General features: G+C 68.6%; 15 protein-coding genes and 1 pseudogene. 14 read left to right on the forward strand and 2 right to left on the reverse strand.

The features are described from left to right. From ABIE19_RS16955 to ABIE19_RS17015, 13 genes and pseudogenes are all read left to right on the forward strand, one after another. A pseudogene (locus ABIE19_RS16955) lies at positions 1 to 339 on the forward strand (methyl-accepting chemotaxis protein); the annotation flags it as partial. A 141-nt stretch (positions 340 to 480) separates the two neighbouring features. Then, a complete protein-coding gene (rimP, locus tag ABIE19_RS16960; RefSeq protein WP_354090429.1) occupies positions 481 to 1077 on the forward strand; it encodes a ribosome maturation factor RimP in 597 nt (198 codons plus the stop codon). Beyond that, the gene (gene nusA, locus ABIE19_RS16965) at positions 1077 to 2801 is read left to right on the forward strand and encodes a transcription termination factor NusA (RefSeq protein ID WP_354090430.1); all 1725 of its coding nucleotides are present in this window, start codon (positions 1077 to 1079) and stop codon (positions 2799 to 2801) included. Before rimP ends, nusA begins: the two co-directional genes overlap by 1 nt. A gap of 18 nt (positions 2802 to 2819) precedes the next feature. Continuing rightward, positions 2820 to 3524, forward strand: a complete 705-nt coding sequence (locus tag ABIE19_RS16970; protein WP_354090431.1) for an RNA-binding protein — start codon at positions 2820 to 2822, stop codon at positions 3522 to 3524. Positions 3525 to 3603: 79 nt separating this feature from the next. Next, positions 3604 to 6654: a translation initiation factor IF-2 gene (infB, locus tag ABIE19_RS16975; protein WP_354090432.1), complete on the forward strand. Its 3051-nt coding sequence runs from the start codon at positions 3604 to 3606 to the stop codon at positions 6652 to 6654. 141 nt (positions 6655 to 6795) lie between these two features. Further along, on the forward strand, positions 6796 to 7320 hold the full coding sequence (locus ABIE19_RS16980; protein WP_354090433.1) for a hypothetical protein: 525 nt from the start codon (positions 6796 to 6798) through the stop codon (positions 7318 to 7320). Further along, a complete protein-coding gene (locus tag ABIE19_RS16985; RefSeq protein ID WP_354090434.1) occupies positions 7257 to 8024 on the forward strand; it encodes a DUF2459 domain-containing protein in 768 nt (255 codons plus the stop codon). Before ABIE19_RS16980 ends, ABIE19_RS16985 begins: the two co-directional genes overlap by 64 nt. A 64-nt stretch (positions 8025 to 8088) precedes the next feature. After that, on the forward strand, positions 8089 to 8553 hold the full coding sequence (gene rbfA, locus ABIE19_RS16990) for a 30S ribosome-binding factor RbfA (protein WP_354090435.1): 465 nt from the start codon (positions 8089 to 8091) through the stop codon (positions 8551 to 8553). Between the two features lie 3 nt (positions 8554 to 8556). Beyond that, entirely contained in the window at positions 8557 to 9486 is a 930-nt protein-coding gene (gene truB, locus ABIE19_RS16995; protein WP_354090436.1) for a tRNA pseudouridine(55) synthase TruB, read from the forward strand. A gap of 90 nt (positions 9487 to 9576) precedes the next feature. Continuing rightward, complete coding sequence (rpsO, locus tag ABIE19_RS17000; RefSeq protein WP_354090437.1) at positions 9577 to 9846, forward strand: 30S ribosomal protein S15; 270 nt, start codon at positions 9577 to 9579, stop codon at positions 9844 to 9846. Positions 9847 to 10112: 266 nt separating this feature from the next. Then, a complete protein-coding gene (gene pnp, locus ABIE19_RS17005; RefSeq protein ID WP_354090438.1) occupies positions 10113 to 12344 on the forward strand; it encodes a polyribonucleotide nucleotidyltransferase in 2232 nt (743 codons plus the stop codon). 87 nt (positions 12345 to 12431) lie between these two features. Continuing rightward, a complete protein-coding gene (locus ABIE19_RS17010; protein WP_354090439.1) occupies positions 12432 to 12962 on the forward strand; it encodes a MarR family winged helix-turn-helix transcriptional regulator in 531 nt (176 codons plus the stop codon). 64 nt (positions 12963 to 13026) lie between these two features. Next, the gene (locus tag ABIE19_RS17015; protein ID WP_354090440.1) at positions 13027 to 14154 is read left to right on the forward strand and encodes a dipeptidase; all 1128 of its coding nucleotides are present in this window, start codon (positions 13027 to 13029) and stop codon (positions 14152 to 14154) included. An 18-nt stretch (positions 14155 to 14172) separates the two neighbouring features. Here ABIE19_RS17015 and ABIE19_RS17020 read toward each other — a convergent pair whose 3' ends face one another. Together ABIE19_RS17020 and rph are read right to left on the reverse strand one after the other, a co-directional pair. Further along, positions 14173 to 14553: a hypothetical protein gene (locus ABIE19_RS17020; protein WP_354090441.1), complete on the reverse strand. Its 381-nt coding sequence runs from the start codon at positions 14551 to 14553 to the stop codon at positions 14173 to 14175. Positions 14554 to 14620: 67 nt separating this feature from the next. Continuing rightward, positions 14621 to 15346 (reverse strand): ribonuclease PH, encoded by a 726-nt coding sequence (gene rph, locus ABIE19_RS17025; RefSeq protein WP_354090442.1) that lies wholly within the window; start codon positions 15344 to 15346, stop codon positions 14621 to 14623. A 51-nt stretch (positions 15347 to 15397) separates the two neighbouring features. On the opposite strand from rph, the gene hrcA reads away from it, so the two are divergent. Beyond that, complete coding sequence (gene hrcA / locus ABIE19_RS17030; RefSeq protein WP_435521161.1) at positions 15398 to 16486, forward strand: heat-inducible transcriptional repressor HrcA; 1089 nt, start codon at positions 15398 to 15400, stop codon at positions 16484 to 16486. Positions 16487 to 16507 lie beyond the last annotated feature (21 nt).

Consider the following 16507-nt stretch of genomic DNA (forward strand, 5'->3'; position numbering starts at 1 on the left):
GTGTCGGAGATCGCGGCCTCGGCCCAGGAGCAGGCCGTGGGTCTGCAACAGGTCAACACGGCCGTGAACCAGATGGACCAGGTCACGCAGCAGAATGCGGCCATGGTCGAGGAATCCACCGCCGCCAGCCACTCCCTGGCCCAGGAGGCCGACGTCCTCGCCGCCTCCGTGTCGCGGTTCCGCACGGCCCAGGAACGGACTTCGGGCCATGTCCCGGCTCCGGTCCCCGTCCGCATGCCGCCGGCGGTGGCCCGGACGGTGGCGGCCCTGAAGACGGTCGGTCGCGGCGGCGCGGCGCTCAAGCCCCAGGCCCTCGCGGACGAGTGGGAAGAGTTCTGATCCACACATGACGACGGCGGGGGCTGACACGGCCCCCGCTTTCGCCTATATGACCGCTCACATCGTTAGACCGGCGTCCAACGGCGTCGTTTCAAGCGGCGGCCCGGACGGACCGCCGCTTTTGTTTTCCGGAGGCGCCGCTTGCGCGCAAAAACGGCAGAAGACCGTGCTCTGCTGGAGCTGATCGACCCTGTGGCCGAAAGCCTGGGGCTGGCGGTCGTGCGCGTCCGCCTGATGGGCGGGACCCTGCGTCGCCGCCTGCAGATCATGGCCGAGCGCGTGACCGACCACGACATCTCGGTCGAGGAATGCGCCCGCCTGTCGCGCGCCGTGTCGGAAGTGTTCGACGCCGCCGACCCGATCTCCGGCGAATACCTGCTGGAAGTGTCGTCGCCCGGCATCGACCGGCCGTTGACCCGCCTGATCGATTTCGACCTGTTCGAAGGCTTCGAGGCCCGCCTCGAGACCGACCGCATGGTCGAGGGCCGCAAGCGCTTCAAGGGAATCCTGGCCGGAACCGAGGGCGACAACGTCGCCGTCGATCTGGACGGCGAGGAAGACACGGCCCTGATCCCCTTTGAATGGATCGCGGACGCCAAGCTGGTCCTGACCGACGAACTGCTGAAGCGCGGTGCGGCCCTGCGCGCTGCGCGCGGCGAACCCGAAGACGACGGCCTGCCTGAAGGGGCGGCTGAAGACGAACAAACCAACCCGACCCCCACCAAGGACAAAGCCTGATGGCCGTCACCGGTATTTCCGCCAACCGCCTGGAACTGCTTTCGATCGCCGACGCCGTCGCGCGCGAGAAGAACATCGACCGGGAGATCGTCATCGAGGCGATCGAGGAAGCGATCCAGAAGGGCGCCAAGTCGCGCTACGGCGCCCATCACGACATCCGCGCCAAGATCGACCACAAGACCGGCGAACTGAGCCTGACCCGTCACGTCACCATCGTGGGCGACGACTGGATGCCGGAAGACGAACTGGAAGAGTTCAACGACAGCGCCATGGTGCGTCTGCGCGACGCCCTGAAGCGCGACCCCGAGGCCGAGATCGGCAAGGAATACGTCGAGGTCCTGCCGCCGTTCGAGTTCGGCCGCGTCCAGACCCAGATGGCCCGTCAGGTCGTGACCGGAAAGGTCCGCGAGGCCGAACGCGCCAACCAGTACGAAGAGTTCAAGGATCGCGTCGGCGAGATCGTCAACGGCACGGTCAAGCGCGTCGAATACGGCAACACCATCGTCGACCTGGGCCGTGGCGAAGGCATCATGCGTCGCGACCAGTCGATCCCGCGCGAAGTCTTCAATGTCGGCGACCGCGTCCGCACCTACATCTATGACGTGCGCCCGGAGGCCAAGGGCCCGCAGGTCATGCTGTCGCGCGCTCACCCCGGCTTCATGGCCAAGCTGTTCGCCCAGGAAGTGCCGGAAGTCTACGACGGCGTGATCGAGATCCGCGCCGCCGCCCGCGACGCCGGTTCGCGCGCCAAGATGGCCGTCCTGTCGAACGACAGCTCGATCGACCCCGTCGGCGCCTGCGTCGGCATGCGCGGCTCGCGCGTTCAGGCGGTCGTCGCCGAACTGCAGGGCGAGAAGATCGACATCATCCAGTGGAACGACGACGAGCCCACCTTCATCGTCAACGCCCTGGCCCCGGCCGAGGTGGCCAAGGTGGTGCTGGACGAAGAAGCCGACCGCGTCGAGGTTGTGGTGCCGGACGAGCAACTGTCCCTGGCCATCGGCCGTCGCGGCCAGAACGTCCGCCTCGCTTCGCAGCTGACCGGCTGGCAGATCGACATCATCACCGAGTCCCAGGACTCCGAGCGTCGCCAGAAGGAGTTCGCTGAGCGGACCGCCCTGTTCCAGGAAGCCCTGGACGTCGACGAGACCATCGCCCAGCTGCTGGTCACCGAAGGCTTCGCCACGGTCGAGGACCTGGCCTTCGTCGAGCAGTATGAAGTCGCCGAGATCGAGGGCTTCGACGAGGACACCGCCGAGGAACTGCAGACCCGCGCCCGTGAATTCCTGGACCGCAAGGCCGCCGAGCTGGACGCCAAGCGTGTCGCCCTGGGCGTCGAGGACGGGGTTCTGGACGTGCCGGGCGTCACCGGCGCCATCGCCGTCGCCCTGGGCGAAGGCGGGGTGAAGACGGTCGAGGACCTGGCCGACCTGGCCACCGACGAGATCCGCGGCGGCTATGAAGTCCGCAACGGCGAGCGCGTGAAGGTTCCGGGCGTCCTGGAATCCTTCAACCTGTCGCAGGAAGACGCCGAGCTGCTGATCCTGCAGGCCCGCGTGGCCGCCGGCTGGATCGACGCCTCGGAACTGCCGCAGGCCGAAGAGCCCGAGTATGAGGAAGAGATCTTCGCCGAAGCCGGTGAAGAGGGCGCCGAATACGAGGCCGAAGCCGTCGAAGCCGATGCGGAGGTCTTCGCCGAAGACCTCGAGCCGTCGCAAGACTGATGGGAGCCGCCGCCGTCCATGCACCCGAACGAGACGCTGATCGATAGAGACCGTCAGGACCTGGTTTCACGCCAGGCCCTCGATGAATCTCGCCTGATCCGCTTCGTGCCGGGACCGGACGGTTCGGTGGTTCCCGATCTGGCGCGCAAGCTGCCGGGCCGCGGTCTCTGGGTCGCGGCCGACCGCGCCTCGATCGAGGCGGCGGTGAAGAAGAACCTGTTCGCCCGTTCGGCCAAGGCTCCGCTGAAACCGGCGGCCGACCTGGCCGATCTGGTCGAAAAACTGCTGGCGCGGCGCTGCCTTGAGCAACTGGGTCTTGCCCGGCGCGAAGGCGTGCTTATCTCTGGCTTCGAAAAGAGCGCCGCGGCGGTTCGCGGCGGCAAGGCGGCCTGGATCATCGAGGCGGCGGACGGTTCCGCTGACGGTCGAGGCAAGCTTCTGGGCCTTGCGAAACATGCGTCCCCGGCGCCGAAAATCTGCGGTGCGTTCGGTGCGGACGATTTGAGTTTGGCCCTTGGGCTGGAAAATGCGATACACGCCGTCCTGCTGAAAGGCGGGAGGGCTGGTCGTTGGACCTTGGATGTCGAGCGATTGGCGGGATTTCGGCCTCTGCGTCCAGAGAGCTGGAGCCGGGTCGGACCCGGCGACGGCGCCGAGGACGGCCGGGGCGAGGCCCCGGAACGAGAGGCTGAGGCTTTTGGCGGGCGAGGACCTGTTTCCTGATCAGGAGACGGGGCCGCGCCCGGCTATGGGTGTTGGAAGAGACGACGGCGGAATTCTCCGCCCCGAGTAAAGCGACCGGATGAGCGACGAACACGACAAGACCGAAGACGGCAAGACCCCTGCCAACGCGCCTTCTCAAACGGGGCCGCGCGCTCCGCTGAGCCTGAAGCCGCGCGCGGCGGGATCGGTCTCGACCGGCACCGTGAAGCAGAGCTTCAGCCACGGCCGTTCCAAGACCGTCGTCGTCGAGACGAAGCGCCGCGCCGGCGCAGTCCCCGGACATCAGCGTCCGCAGGGCTTCGACGTCGCGCGCCCCCGCCAGGAAGGCGGAGCGCCGCGTCCGTCCGCTCCGCGCCAACCGGCCGGCGGAGGCCTGTCGCTGGAGGAGCAGGAGGCGCGTCGCCGCGCCATCGCCCTGGCCACCCAGCAGGCCGCCCAGCGCGAACAGGCCGCCGCCGCCGCGAAGGCCGCCGCCGAAGTCGCCCAGCGCGAACAGGCCGCAGCGGCTGAGCGCGCTGCAGAGGCCGCCCGCGCCGAAGCCGCCGCCGCCAAGGCCGCGGCCGAAGCCGCTCGCGCCGAGGCCGCCAAGCTGACCGCCGCGGCTCCCGCGCCGGCTCCGGCCAAGCCCGCTGCTCCGGCGCCGACGCCGGCCGCTCCGGTCAAGGCCGAGGCGCCCAAGCCTGCGGCTCCTGCACCGACGCCCGCTCCGGCCCGTCCGGCCGCTCCGGCGCGCCCGACCGTCAACTTCGGTCAGCGCACGCCCAAGATTCCGACCGGCCGCGCGCCGATCGAGCGTCCCGCCTTCGGCGGCCGTTCGGCCCGCGAACAGGCCATGGGCGACGGCGATCGTCCCCAATCCGATCGTCCCCACTCCGACCGTCCGCAATCCGATCGTCCCCAGGGCGGTCGTGACGGCGCTCGCGAGGGCGGACGCGGCCAGGGGGATCGTCCCCAGGGCGGCCGTCCGGCCGCGACCCAGACGGTCCGCTATTCCGCGCTCACCCCGCGTCCGGCTCCCGGCGCCGCCCGTCCGGGCGCGCCGCGCTCCGGCCCCGGCGGTCGCCCGGCTCCGAACCAGCCTCCGGCCACGCCGGAAGTCGCGCGTCCCAGCCGCGCCCCCGGCGTCGGCTTCAGCCGTCCGGGCGGTCGCGACGACGATCGTGAAAAGCGTTTCTCCGAATCCGGTCCCGGCAAGGCCGTCAGCCGCACGCGCGGCGAGCCCAAGCGCCGCGAAGGCCGCCTGACCATCCAGTCGGTCGCCGGCGACGGCGACACGGCCGAACGCATGCGCTCGCTGGCCTCGGTTCGCCGGGCCCGTGAACGCGAGAAGGAAAAGCGCAAGGGCGGCTCGACCGACGCGCCGAACCGTCCGCGCGAGGTCGTCATTCCCGACGTCATCACCGTGGGCGAACTGGCCAACCGCATGGCCGTGCGCGGCGTGGACATCATCAAGTTCCTGATGCGTCAGGGCCTGATGATGAAGGTCAACGACGTCATCGATTCCGACACCGCCGAACTGGTGGCCGAGGAATACGGCATGACCGTCAAGCGCGTTTCGGAATCGGACGTCGAAGAAGGCTTCCTGGCCGAGGCGGACGACGGCGACGCCGCCGAACTGCGCGCGCCGGTCGTGGCCATCATGGGTCACGTCGACCACGGCAAGACCAGCCTGCTGGACGCTCTGCGCACCACGGACGTGGCGGCGGGTGAAGCCGGCGGCATCACCCAGCACATCGGCGCCTACCAGGTTCGCCTGGAAGACGGTCAGCGCATCACCTTCCTGGACACCCCGGGCCACGCCGCCTTCTCGGCCATGCGTGCGCGCGGCGCCAACGTCACGGATATCGTGGTCCTGGTGGTGGCGGCCGACGACGGCGTCATGCCGCAGACGGTCGAGGCCATCCAGCACGCCCGCGCGGCCGGTTCGCCGATCATCGTGGCGGTCAACAAGATCGACAAGCCCGACTCCAATGCGCAGAAGGTCGTCAACGAGCTGCTGCAATATGAGGTGATCGCGGAATCCCTGGGCGGCGACACTCAGATCATCGAGCTGTCGGCCAAGGAGAAGATCAACCTCAACGGCCTGCTGGACGCCATCCTGCTGCAGGCCGAGGTCATGGACCTGCGCGCCAACCCCGACCGTTCGGCCGAGGGCGTGGTCATCGAGGCCCAGCTGGACAAGGGCCGCGGCCCGGTCGCGACCGTCCTGGTCAAGCGCGGCACGCTGAAGCGCGGCGACATCGTCGTGGCCGGCTCCGCCTGGGGCAAGGCGCGCGCCCTGCTGGACGAGCGCAACGCCCAACTGACCGAAGCCGGTCCCTCGGTTCCGGTCGAGATCCTGGGTCTGTCGGAAGCCCCGACCCCCGGCGACATCTTCGCCGTGGTGGAGAGCGAGGCCCGCGCCCGCGAGCTGACCGAGTTCCGCGCGCGTCAGAAGCGCGAGAAGGCCACGGGCGGCATCAACCAGGTGTCGCTGGCCGACATGATGGCCAAGCTGGGCTCCAAGAAGATCTCGGAGATGCCGGTCGTCATCAAGTCGGACGTCCAGGGTTCGGGCGAAGCCATCGCCGCTTCGCTGGAGAAGATGGGCAACGACGAGGTGCGCGCGCGCATCGTCATGCACGGCGCCGGCGGCATCACCGAGAGCGACGTCAACATGGCCAAGTCGGCCGGCGCGCCGATCCTCGGCTTCAACGTCCGTGCTTCCAAGCAGGCGCGTGAACTGGCCGATCGTGAAGGCGTCGAGATCCGCTACTACTCGATCATCTACGACTTGCTGGACGACATGAAGGGCGTGCTCTCGGGCATGCTGGCGCCGATCCAGCGCGAAACCTTCCTGGGCAACGCCAAGGTCCTGCAGGTCTTCGACATCTCGAAGATCGGCAAGATCGCCGGCTGCCGCGTCACCGAAGGCGTGGTCCGCAAGGGCGCCCGCGTCCGGATCATCCGCGACGACGTGGTGGTGCTGGAACTGGGCGTGCTCAACACGCTCAAGCGCTTCAAGGACGAGGTCAACGAAGTGCTCTCGGGCCAGGAATGCGGCATGCAGTTCCAGGGCTTCCAGGACATCAAGGAAGGCGACTACATCGAATGCTTCACGGTCGAGGAGATCAAGCGCACTCTCGACTAGGGCGCTTGAAACCTTCATCCAGGCGTTTGAGGGCGCGGTCTCGAAAGGGGCCGCGCCCTTCGTCCATTCCGGTTCCGTCTGAAACCATCATGCTCTAAGGTCGTCGCGTCGCCGGGGGGCGTGTTCATCGACGGGGTCTTCATGCGCCGCCACATCCTGCTTTCGGTTCTTCTCGCCGCCTCGGCCCTGGCTGGAAGCGCGGTCGCCGACACCCGCTTCCTGGCCTTCGACGCCCGCGACCGGACGACCCAGGCCCTGACGCGCGGCGTGACGCTTGAGGTCGCGCGGGGCCTGTTCGGCGCGACGGAGGTCCGCAACCTCTTTTCCAGCACCTCGCGCGGATCGGCGCGCTTTTCCCAGGGCGGACCCGATGCCGTGCGTCGCGTTCTTCCGGCGGGCTCGAGCGACGGCGGACTCTACGAGATCGTGCAGGAAGGCGACGGGCGCGGCCTGGCGCGCGCCCTGTGTCCCGGTTCCGACGCGGCCTGGATGGTGATCGGCCGGGTCCGGGCCGGCCGTCCCATGTCCATGCAGGCGGTGGGCCGCTGGAGCGACGGCGGCTATCGGCACTGCGTCCAGCTGAACTATGACTATCGCGGCGAATGGGCCACGCAGCAGGGCGCCGGCCCGGCGCGCGACACGCCCGCCGCCTACGGCCCCAACTGACGCGGATGGTCTGGTTCCGCTTCCTGGTCGCCGCCCTGATCGGTCTGGCGCTGGGGCTGTGGACGACGACGCGGCCCGGCGACCCCGATCTCTTTCCGGCCGGGACCGGCGAGGCCGGCGTGACGGTCCGTCTGCTCGACAACGGTTTTCACACGGACCTGGCCGTGCCGCGCAGCCTGCTCGAAACCGGAGACGACGCCCTGGCCCGCGCGGCCAAGGGGCTGGCGCCGGGCGACTGGATTCTGGTCGGCTGGGGCGACGCCGTCTTCTATGTGGATCAGAGCCCTATTCGCGACCGCCTGCCCGACGGCGCACGGGCCTTCTTCCGACCCGGCGGCAATCCCTCCGTGGTCATGCTCGATCCGACGCGGGCCGATCCGGCCGCCTGGCCCGACGCCTCGCGTCGCGTGACCCTGCGCCTGTCGCAGGCGGGCGCCCGGGCCATGCGCGCGCGCATTAAGGCCTCGCTGAGCGTCGACGCCGCCGGCGCTCCGATCGTCTCGGCGCGCCGCAAGACGGACGACGCCGTCTTCTTCCGCAGCCGCGAGCGCTTCTCCATCGTCAGGCTCTGCAATCACTGGACGGCCGAGGTGCTGAACGCTGCCGGACTGTCCATCCGGCCCTATCGCTCCCTGACCTCGGGCGAGGTGATGCGGGCGGCGCGCGACGCCGCCGCTCTGGACTTGAAGCCCATCCGCGACTAGACCCCGCCCCTTCGCTTTTTCAGCCGGCGTCCGATCCCCGGCGAGCGACCACAGGAGGCGCGCCATGAGCCGCAAGCAGCATACCCGCAACGCCACGGGACCCCAGGGGCCGTCGCAGCGCCAGCTTCGCGCCGGCGAACTGATCCGCCATGCCCTGGTCGACGTCCTGCGCGAGCATGAAATCCACGACGAGGCCCTGGCGGGCGTCTCCGTCACCGTGACCGAGGTGCGGCTGTCGCCGGACCTGAAGCACGCCACCTGCTTCGTCGAACCCCTGGGCGCCGGCGTCGAGGTCGCCGTGACGGCGGGCCATGAGAGCGAGATCATCAAGGCGCTGAACGCCCACGCCAAGTTCCTGCGCGGCCAGCTGGGCCGCCACATCGACATGAAGTTCACGCCGGACCTGCGCTTCCGCCACGACGAGAGCTTCGACGCGGCCAGTCACATGGACCGGCTGTTCAGCGATCCGCGCGTTCGCGCCGACGTCGAGCATGTCGACGCCGAGACCGACGATCAGGGCGAAGACTAAGCGATGGCCCGGCGCAAGAAGGGCGACATCGTCAACGGCTGGATCTGCCTGGACAAGCCCTATGAGATGGGCTCGACCGAGGCGGTGACCAAGATCCGTCGGCTGTTCAACGCCCAGAAGGCGGGTCATGCGGGGACCCTGGACCCCCTGGCCTCGGGCATCCTGCCCATCGCGCTGGGCGAGGCGACCAAGACCGTGCCCTTCATGATGGAGGCGCAGAAGGTCTATCGCTTCACCATCCACTGGGGCATCTCGACCGACAGCATCGACCGCGAGGGCGAGATCATCGCCCGCTCGGACGTGCGGCCCTCGGTCGAGGCGGTCAAGGCGGCCCTGCCGGCCTTCGTCGGCGAGATCGACCAGGTTCCGCCCGCCTTCTCGGCCATCCGCGTCAACGGCGAGCGCGCCTACGACCTGGCGCGCGAAGGGATCGAGGTCGAGCTTCAGGCCCGTCGCGTGACCATCCACGAGGCGGCCGTGACCGACGCGGCGGACGCTGATCACGTCGAGATCACGATGCGGACCGGAAAGGGCGTCTATGTCCGTTCCCTGGCCCGCGACCTGGCCGCCGTCCTGGGCGCCGAGGGCCATGTCTCGGCTCTGCGGCGCGAGCGCGTGGGCCCCTTCAGCGTCGAGAACGCCGTGACGCTGGATTTTCTGGAGGATTTGGCGCATAAGGGCGCCGCCTCGGAGGGCCTGCTGCCCGTTTCGACCGCTCTGGACGACATCCCGGAGCTGGCCGTGACGGATCAGGACGCCCTCTCTCTGAGGCAGGGACGGCCGATCCTTCTGCTCCCCCGACAGATCGAAACGCTCAAGACCCGGCTCGCCGGATCTCGACTGGTTTCGGCTTTCGAGGGCGGAACCCTGGTCGCGCTCTGCAACCTCAGGGCCGGTCGGCTTGAACCCGACCGTGTTTTCAACCTCTCCTGAACGCAGACTTCGTGTCTGCCGAAAGGGTCTTAAACGCCCTCAAGCAGCGAGCCTCCGCGAGGCGAGCGATAGGGCCAGAAAGGACTCCCGATGTCGATTACGGTTCAACGCAAGGCCGAAGTCATCGCCGACAACGCTCGCTCCTCGGGCGACACCGGTTCGGCCGAAGTGCAGGTCGCGATCCTGTCGGAACGCATCGCCAACCTGACCGAGCACTTCAAGACCCACAAGAAAGACAATCACTCGCGCCGCGGCCTTCTGAAGATGGTCTCGCAGCGTCGTCGTCTTCTGGACCACCTGACCAAGGTTGATCGCGAGCGCTACGTCGCTCTGATCGCCAAGCTGGGCCTGCGTCGCTAAGGCGCCCCGGCTGCGGATCGGATTCATGCGAGGCGCGGACGGTTCCGTCCGCGCCTCGTTCCGCTCCTGAGACAAGCTTTGCTTGAAGCCCGCGCGCCGCGGGTCCTGATATCCGGCGCAACCGACGCGAGGGCCTCGAATCCGGTCCTCAATCACCCGCCCGGTCGCGACGTCGTGGCCAGGTCAACGGGGACCGCAGGACTGAACGGCCTGACGCTCCGCACACGCCCGACGGGAATACGCCCGCGGGACACGAAAGAAGAAAAATGTTCGACATCAAACGCAAGACGATCGAGTGGGCCGGACGCCCGCTGACGCTGGAAACCGGCCGCATCGCCCGTCAGGCCGACGGCGCCGTGCTGGCGACCTACGGCGAGACCGTGGTTCTGGCCACCGTCGTCTACGGCCGCGCGCCCAAGCCCGGCCTCGACTTCTTCCCCCTGACGGTCAACTACCAGGAAAAGACCTTCGCGGCCGGCAAGATCCCCGGCGGCTACTTCAAGCGTGAAGGCCGTCCGACCGAGAAGGAGACCCTGGTCTCCCGCCTGATCGACCGCCCGATCCGCCCCCTGTTCGTCAAGGGCTTCAAGAACGAGACCCAGGTCATCGTCACCGTGCTGCAGCACGACCTTGAGAACGACCCCGACATCCTGGGCATGGTCGCCGCCTCGGCCGCCCTGACCATCTCGGGCGTGCCCTTCATGGGTCCGATCGGCGCCGCGCGCGTCGGCATGATCGACGGCGAACTGGTGCTGAACCCCGCCATCGACCAGATGGGCGAAAGCGCTCTGGACCTGGTCGTCGCCGGCACCCAGGACGCCCTGATGATGGTCGAATCCGAAGCCAAGGAGCTTTCGGAAGACACCATGCTGAAGGCCCTGATGTTCGCTCACGCCGGCATGCAGCCGGTGATCGACGCCATCATCGACCTGGCCGAGCACGCCGCCAAGGAGCCCTTCGACTTCCAGGCCGAGGACCACTCCGACGTCGTCGCCTCGATCAAGAAGCTGGTCGGCGAGGACATCAAGGCCGCCTACGCCCACCCGGGCAAGTATGAGCGCCGCTCGGGCGTCGACGCGGCCAAGAAGACCGCCGCCGCCGCCCTGGTGAAGACCGACGAGAACCCCGAGGGCGTCGACAGCTCCAAGTTCTCGGCCGCCTTCAAGGAATGCGAAGCCGACGTCCTGCGTCGCGACATCATCGAGAACGCCCACCGCGTCGACGGCCGCGCCCTGGACAAGGTCCGCGCCATCGTTTCGGAAGTCGGCGTCCTGCCGCGCACCCACGGTTCGTCGCTGTTCACGCGCGGCGAGACCCAGGCCCTGGTCGTCGCCACCCTCGGCACCGGCGAGGACGAGCAGTACATCGACAGCCTGACGGGCACCTACAAAGAGTCCTTCCTGCTGCACTACAACTTCCCGCCCTATTCGGTCGGTGAAGCGGGCCGCATGGGTTCGCCGGGCCGTCGCGAAATCGGCCACGGCAAGCTGGCCTGGCGCGCCATCCGTCCGATGCTGCCGTCGAAGGAAGACTTCCCCTACACCATCCGCCTGGTGTCGGAGATCACCGAGTCCAACGGCTCGTCCTCGATGGCCACGGTCTGCGGTTCGTCGCTGGCCCTGATGGACGCCGGCGTGCCGCTGGCCCGTCCGGTCTCGGGCATCGCCATGGGTCTGATCCTGGAGCCCTCGGGCGAGTTCGCCATCCTGTCGGACATCCTGGGCGACGAAGACCACCTGGGCGACATGGACTTCAAGGTCGCCGGTTCGCGTGAAGGCATCACCTCGCTGCAGATGGACATCAAGGTCCCCGGCATCACCGAGGAGATCATGAAGCAGGCCCTGACCCAGGCTTCGGCCGGTCGCCTGCACATCCTGGACGAGATGGACAAGGCCATCGACGGCGCCCGCACCGAACTGGGCGAGTTCGCGCCGAAGATCGAATCCATCAAGATCCCGGTCGACAAGATCCGTGAAGTGATCGGTTCGGGCGGCAAGGTGATCCGCGAGATCGTCGAGAAGACCGGCGCCAAGATCGACATCGGCGACGACGGCACCATCAAGATCGCCGCCAACGAGCAGGAAAAGATCGAAGCCGCCAAGGCCTGGATCAACTCCATCGCCGCCGAGCCGGAAGTGGGCGCGATCTACTCGGGCAAGGTCGTGAAGGTCGTCGACTTCGGCGCCTTCGTGAACTTCTTCGGCGCGCGCGACGGCCTGGTCCACGTGTCCCAGATCGCTCTGGAACGCGTCGCCAACCCGGCCGACGTCCTGTCGGAAGGCCAGGAGGTCAAGGTCAAGTTCCTGGGCTTCGACGATCGCGGCAAGACCAAGCTGTCGATGAAGGTCGTCGATCAGGAAACCGGCGAGGACATCACCGACAAGATCAACGCCGAGCGCGCTGAACGCGGTGAAGCCCCGCTGTCGGAAGACACCGGCGGCCGTCCGAAGCGTGACGGCGACCGGGGCGGCGATCGCGGCCGTCGCCGTCGCGACTAAGCCTCGGCCTCACGGCTGAACTGAAGAAGGCCCCGCCGGCGACGGCGGGGCCTTTTGCGTCTGTGGTTCTGCCGGTAACTGTGGCGCATGACCCAGGATGAAGACGGGCGCGACGGCGACTCTGGCGACTACAGCCGCGATAAGGGCGGCCAGGCCCTCGGCGCCCGGCTGCGGCGGCTGTCGGACCGGATCGACAGCGACGGCGGCCGCATCTACGCCGTTCGCGGCCTGACGTTCGAACAGCGCTGGTTCGGCGTCCTGAACCAGATGATCCTCCAGGGCCCCACCACGGTCGGCGAGATCGCGGCGGCCTTGCGCATCACCCATGTCTCGGTCAGTCAGTCGTGTCGTTCGCTGGAAAGGGCGGGGATCATCCGCTCCGCGCCCGACCCTGCGGACGCCCGGCGACGCACCCTGTCCCTGACGCCGGCCGGGGACGCCCTGGTCGAACAGATGACGCCCCTGTGGGAGGCCTTCAACGAGGTCGCCGCCGAACTCAACGAAGAGGCGGGCGACGTCGTGGCGGCGCTCGACCGGCTCGACGACGCCCTGGCGCGGAGATCCATGTTCGACCGCATCAGCGATCGAATCTCAGGCCTGCCTTCAAAGGCCGGTTGACGAAAATACGTAGCTGCCTACACATTCGTTTCGTGGACGAACCACGTGCGATGAGGGCGACAGGATGAGCTGGAACACGAACCGACGCGCCTTCCTTGCGGCCTCCGCCGCCGCAGCGCTTTCGCCCGGCGCCGTACGCGCCTCGCAGGCGGAGCCGGCGACGGACGACGCGATCGCACGGCTGTATCGAAACGCCATGGTCATCGACGGCAATCTGGTCGGCCCGTTCGACGACGCCGCGCCTCTGGATCGCGCCACGGCGGCCGAGGTGCTGAACTCGGGCCTGACTGCCTTCAAGATGACCATCGGCGGATCGTCCGGCACGTATGATGCGGTCAACACCGACATCGCCGCCTTCGACAAGGCCATCGCGCTCAGCCCCGAGGTCTATATGAAGATCACGACGGCCGCGGACCTGCTGGTCGCCAAGAGAAGCCGGCGGGTCGGGGTCGTCTATTCGTTCGAGGACGCCGGCATGCTGGATGGCAAGCCGGAAAACGTCGACCACTTCAGCGCCCTGGGCGTGCGGGTTATGCAACTCGGCTATAACGGCGTCTCGCCCTTCGCCTCGGGCGTCATGGCGCCTCAGCCCTCGACCGGCCTGACCGCCCTGGGACGCGAGGCGATCGCCCGCATGAACGCCTGCGGCGTGACGCTGGACCTCAGCCATGCCGATGAACGCTCCAGCCTGGAAGCCGTGGCCGCCTCCGCCCGGCCCGCAGCCATCACCCACGCCGGTTGCTATTCGGCCTACGCCCATCCCCGCAACAAGAGCGATGCGGTTCTGCGCGCCGTGGCGGACAGCGGCGGCGTCGTCGGCATCTACGGGCTCAGCTACATCAGCGCCGGCCCCGAGCAGCAGTCGCTGGACGACTACATGGCCCACATGCTGCACGCCCTGTCGGTGTGCGGCGAGGACCACGTCGGCATCGGCAGCGACGCCATCCTGACCCCGTTCGACACCTCGCCGGAAAGCATGGCGGAATGGGACGCCTCCATCGCCGCCCGCAAGGCGGCGGGCGTGTCCGCGCCGGGCGAAGGCCGCCCGCCCTTCGTCACGGGTCTGAACCGATCCGACCGACCCGAGATCATCGCCCGCGCCCTGCTGGAGCGCGGCCAGCCTGTTCGCGTCGTCGAAAAGGTGCTCGGCGCCAACTTCCAGCGCGTCTTCACCGAGACCTGGCGGACCTGAGTCGGGCTCAAGCTCGGATCAGGCGGCGCATTCCTTCGGCTTCTGCTCGTCCGGCCCGTACATGGCGCATGACCGATCGATCTCGCCCTGGATCAGGTCGCAGGGGTTGGCGGCGTTGCAAGGCGGGCGCGTGGCGGGGCTGACGGCGATGCAGCGCTGGACCAGGCGGGCGGAGGCCGTCTCGCCCAGGGTTTCGCGGCAGGGGCGCTCGTCGAGGGGAACGGGACGGGGCGCCATCTCCGGTCCCTCGGGCAGACGGGCCTCAGGCTCGCGGACCTGCGGGGTCGAAGGCGCGGGTGCGGGCGTCGTCGCTTCAGGACGCGGCTGACAGGCCGCCAATGGGACCGCCAGCAAGGCCGTGGCCAGGGCGGCGCCGAGGATGAGGGACGGTCGGGTCATGCGGGGCTCCGGATCGGGGGTTCGCCTGCCAGGGACGATGACCCCGATCCGGCTCCGGGAAAAGGACCTATCGTCCGGCGGCGTCCAGGGCCGCGCGCTGCAGGGCGAACAACTCGGCGCAGCCCATCCCGGCCAGTTCGAACAGGCGGTCGAACTCGGGACGGCTGAAGCCGCGCTTCTCGCCGGTGGCCTGGATTTCCACGATGCCGCCGCCGCCGGTCAGGACGAAGTTGGAATCGGCCTCGGCGGCGGAGTCTTCCTCATAGTCGAGGTCCAGCACCGGCAGGTCGTTGAAGATGCCGCACGAAACAGCCGCGACCTGATCAAGGATCGGATCGGTCTTCAGCACGCCCTCGTCGGTCAGGTGCTTCAGGGCCGAGGCCATGGCCACCCAGGCGCCGGTGATCGAGGCGGTGCGCGTGCCGCCGTCGGCCTGGATCACGTCGCAGTCGATCAGGACCTGGCGCTCGCCCAGGGCTTTCAGATCGACCACGGCGCGCAGGGAGCGGCCGATCAGGCGCTGGATCTCCTGGGTGCGGCCCGACTGCTTGCCGGCGGCGGCTTCGCGGCGGCCGCGCGTATGGGTGGCGCGGGGCAGCATGCCGTATTCCGCCGTGACCCAGCCCTGGCCGGTGTTGCGCATCCAGCCCGGCACCTTCTCCTCGATCGAGGCGGTGACCAGGACCTTGGTGTGGCCGAAGCTGACCAGGCAGGAGCCCTCGGCGTAGCGATTGACGCCGGTCTCGAGCGTGACGGCGCGGAGTTGTTCGGGGGTGCGTTCGGACGGGCGCATTTGATCTTCCTTGGAACCAGGGCTGGGCGTGCTTATCCTGAAACCGTGAGCCTGTATGCCCCTCATCCTTCCCCGTTCGGCGGCGCGACCGCAGGTCTGACGACCCTGGACGCCCGTGCGCGCGACATCTTCCGCCGCATCGTCGAATCCTATCTGGAAACGGGAGAGCCCGTGGGCTCCCGCACCCTGTCGCGGGGCGGGGTGGCGCTTTCGCCGGCCTCGATCCGCAACACCATGCAGGACCTGACCCTGGCGGGGCTTCTGGCGTCGCCGCACGCCTCGGCGGGACGGGTCCCGACCCATGCGGGCCTGCGCCTCTTCGTCGACGGCCTGCTGGAGATCGGCGACCTGGGCCAGGAGGAGCGGCGCGAGATCGACGCCCGCCTGGCAGGAAAGGGTCGCAACTTCGAAGAGGCCCTGGACGCCGCCACCAACCTGCTGTCCGGTCTGGCCGGCGGGGCGGGCATCGTCGCCAGCCCGGTGCGCGACGCGGGCGTCAAGCATGTGGAGTTCGTCGCTCTGGGCCACGACCAGGCCCTGGCGGTCCTGGTGGCGGACGACGGCACGGTCGAGAATCGGTTGATGCCCCTGTCGGCCGGGGTCACGCCCTCGACCCTGTCCGAGGCCTCCAACTTCCTCAACGCCCGCCTGAAAGGCCGGCCTCTGGCCGAGGCCCGCTCGGAAATGAGCGCCGAACTGGAGGCCGCCCGGCGCGAGCTGGACGCCGCTGCCGCCCGTCTGGTCGAGGACGGTCTGGCCGCCTGGTCGGGCGGGGGCGAACGGGAACGCGCCCTGATCGTGCGCGGCCGCGCCAACCTGTTGCAGGACGCCCAGGCCGTGGAGGACCTGGAACGGGTCCGCGTCCTGTTCGACGACCTGGAGCAGAAGGAACAGCTGATCGGCCTGCTGGACGGGGTCGGCGCGGCCCAGGGGGTGCGCATCTTCATCGGCGCCGAAACACGCTTGTTTTCGCTTTCGGGTTCCGCCGTGATCGCGGCGCCCTATATGACGGGTCGGCAGCGGATGCTGGGCGCCGTCGGCGTCATCGGCCCTGCAAGACTGAACTATGCCCGCGTCATTCCGTTGGTGGATTACACCGCACGGGTGCTGGGCCGGATTCTGGACGGACAAGAGACGTGAACGACATCAACGACGAGACCC

The sequence above is a fragment of the Brevundimonas faecalis genome (genome assembly GCF_040549405.1).
GTDB lineage: Bacteria > Pseudomonadota > Alphaproteobacteria > Caulobacterales > Caulobacteraceae > Brevundimonas > Brevundimonas faecalis.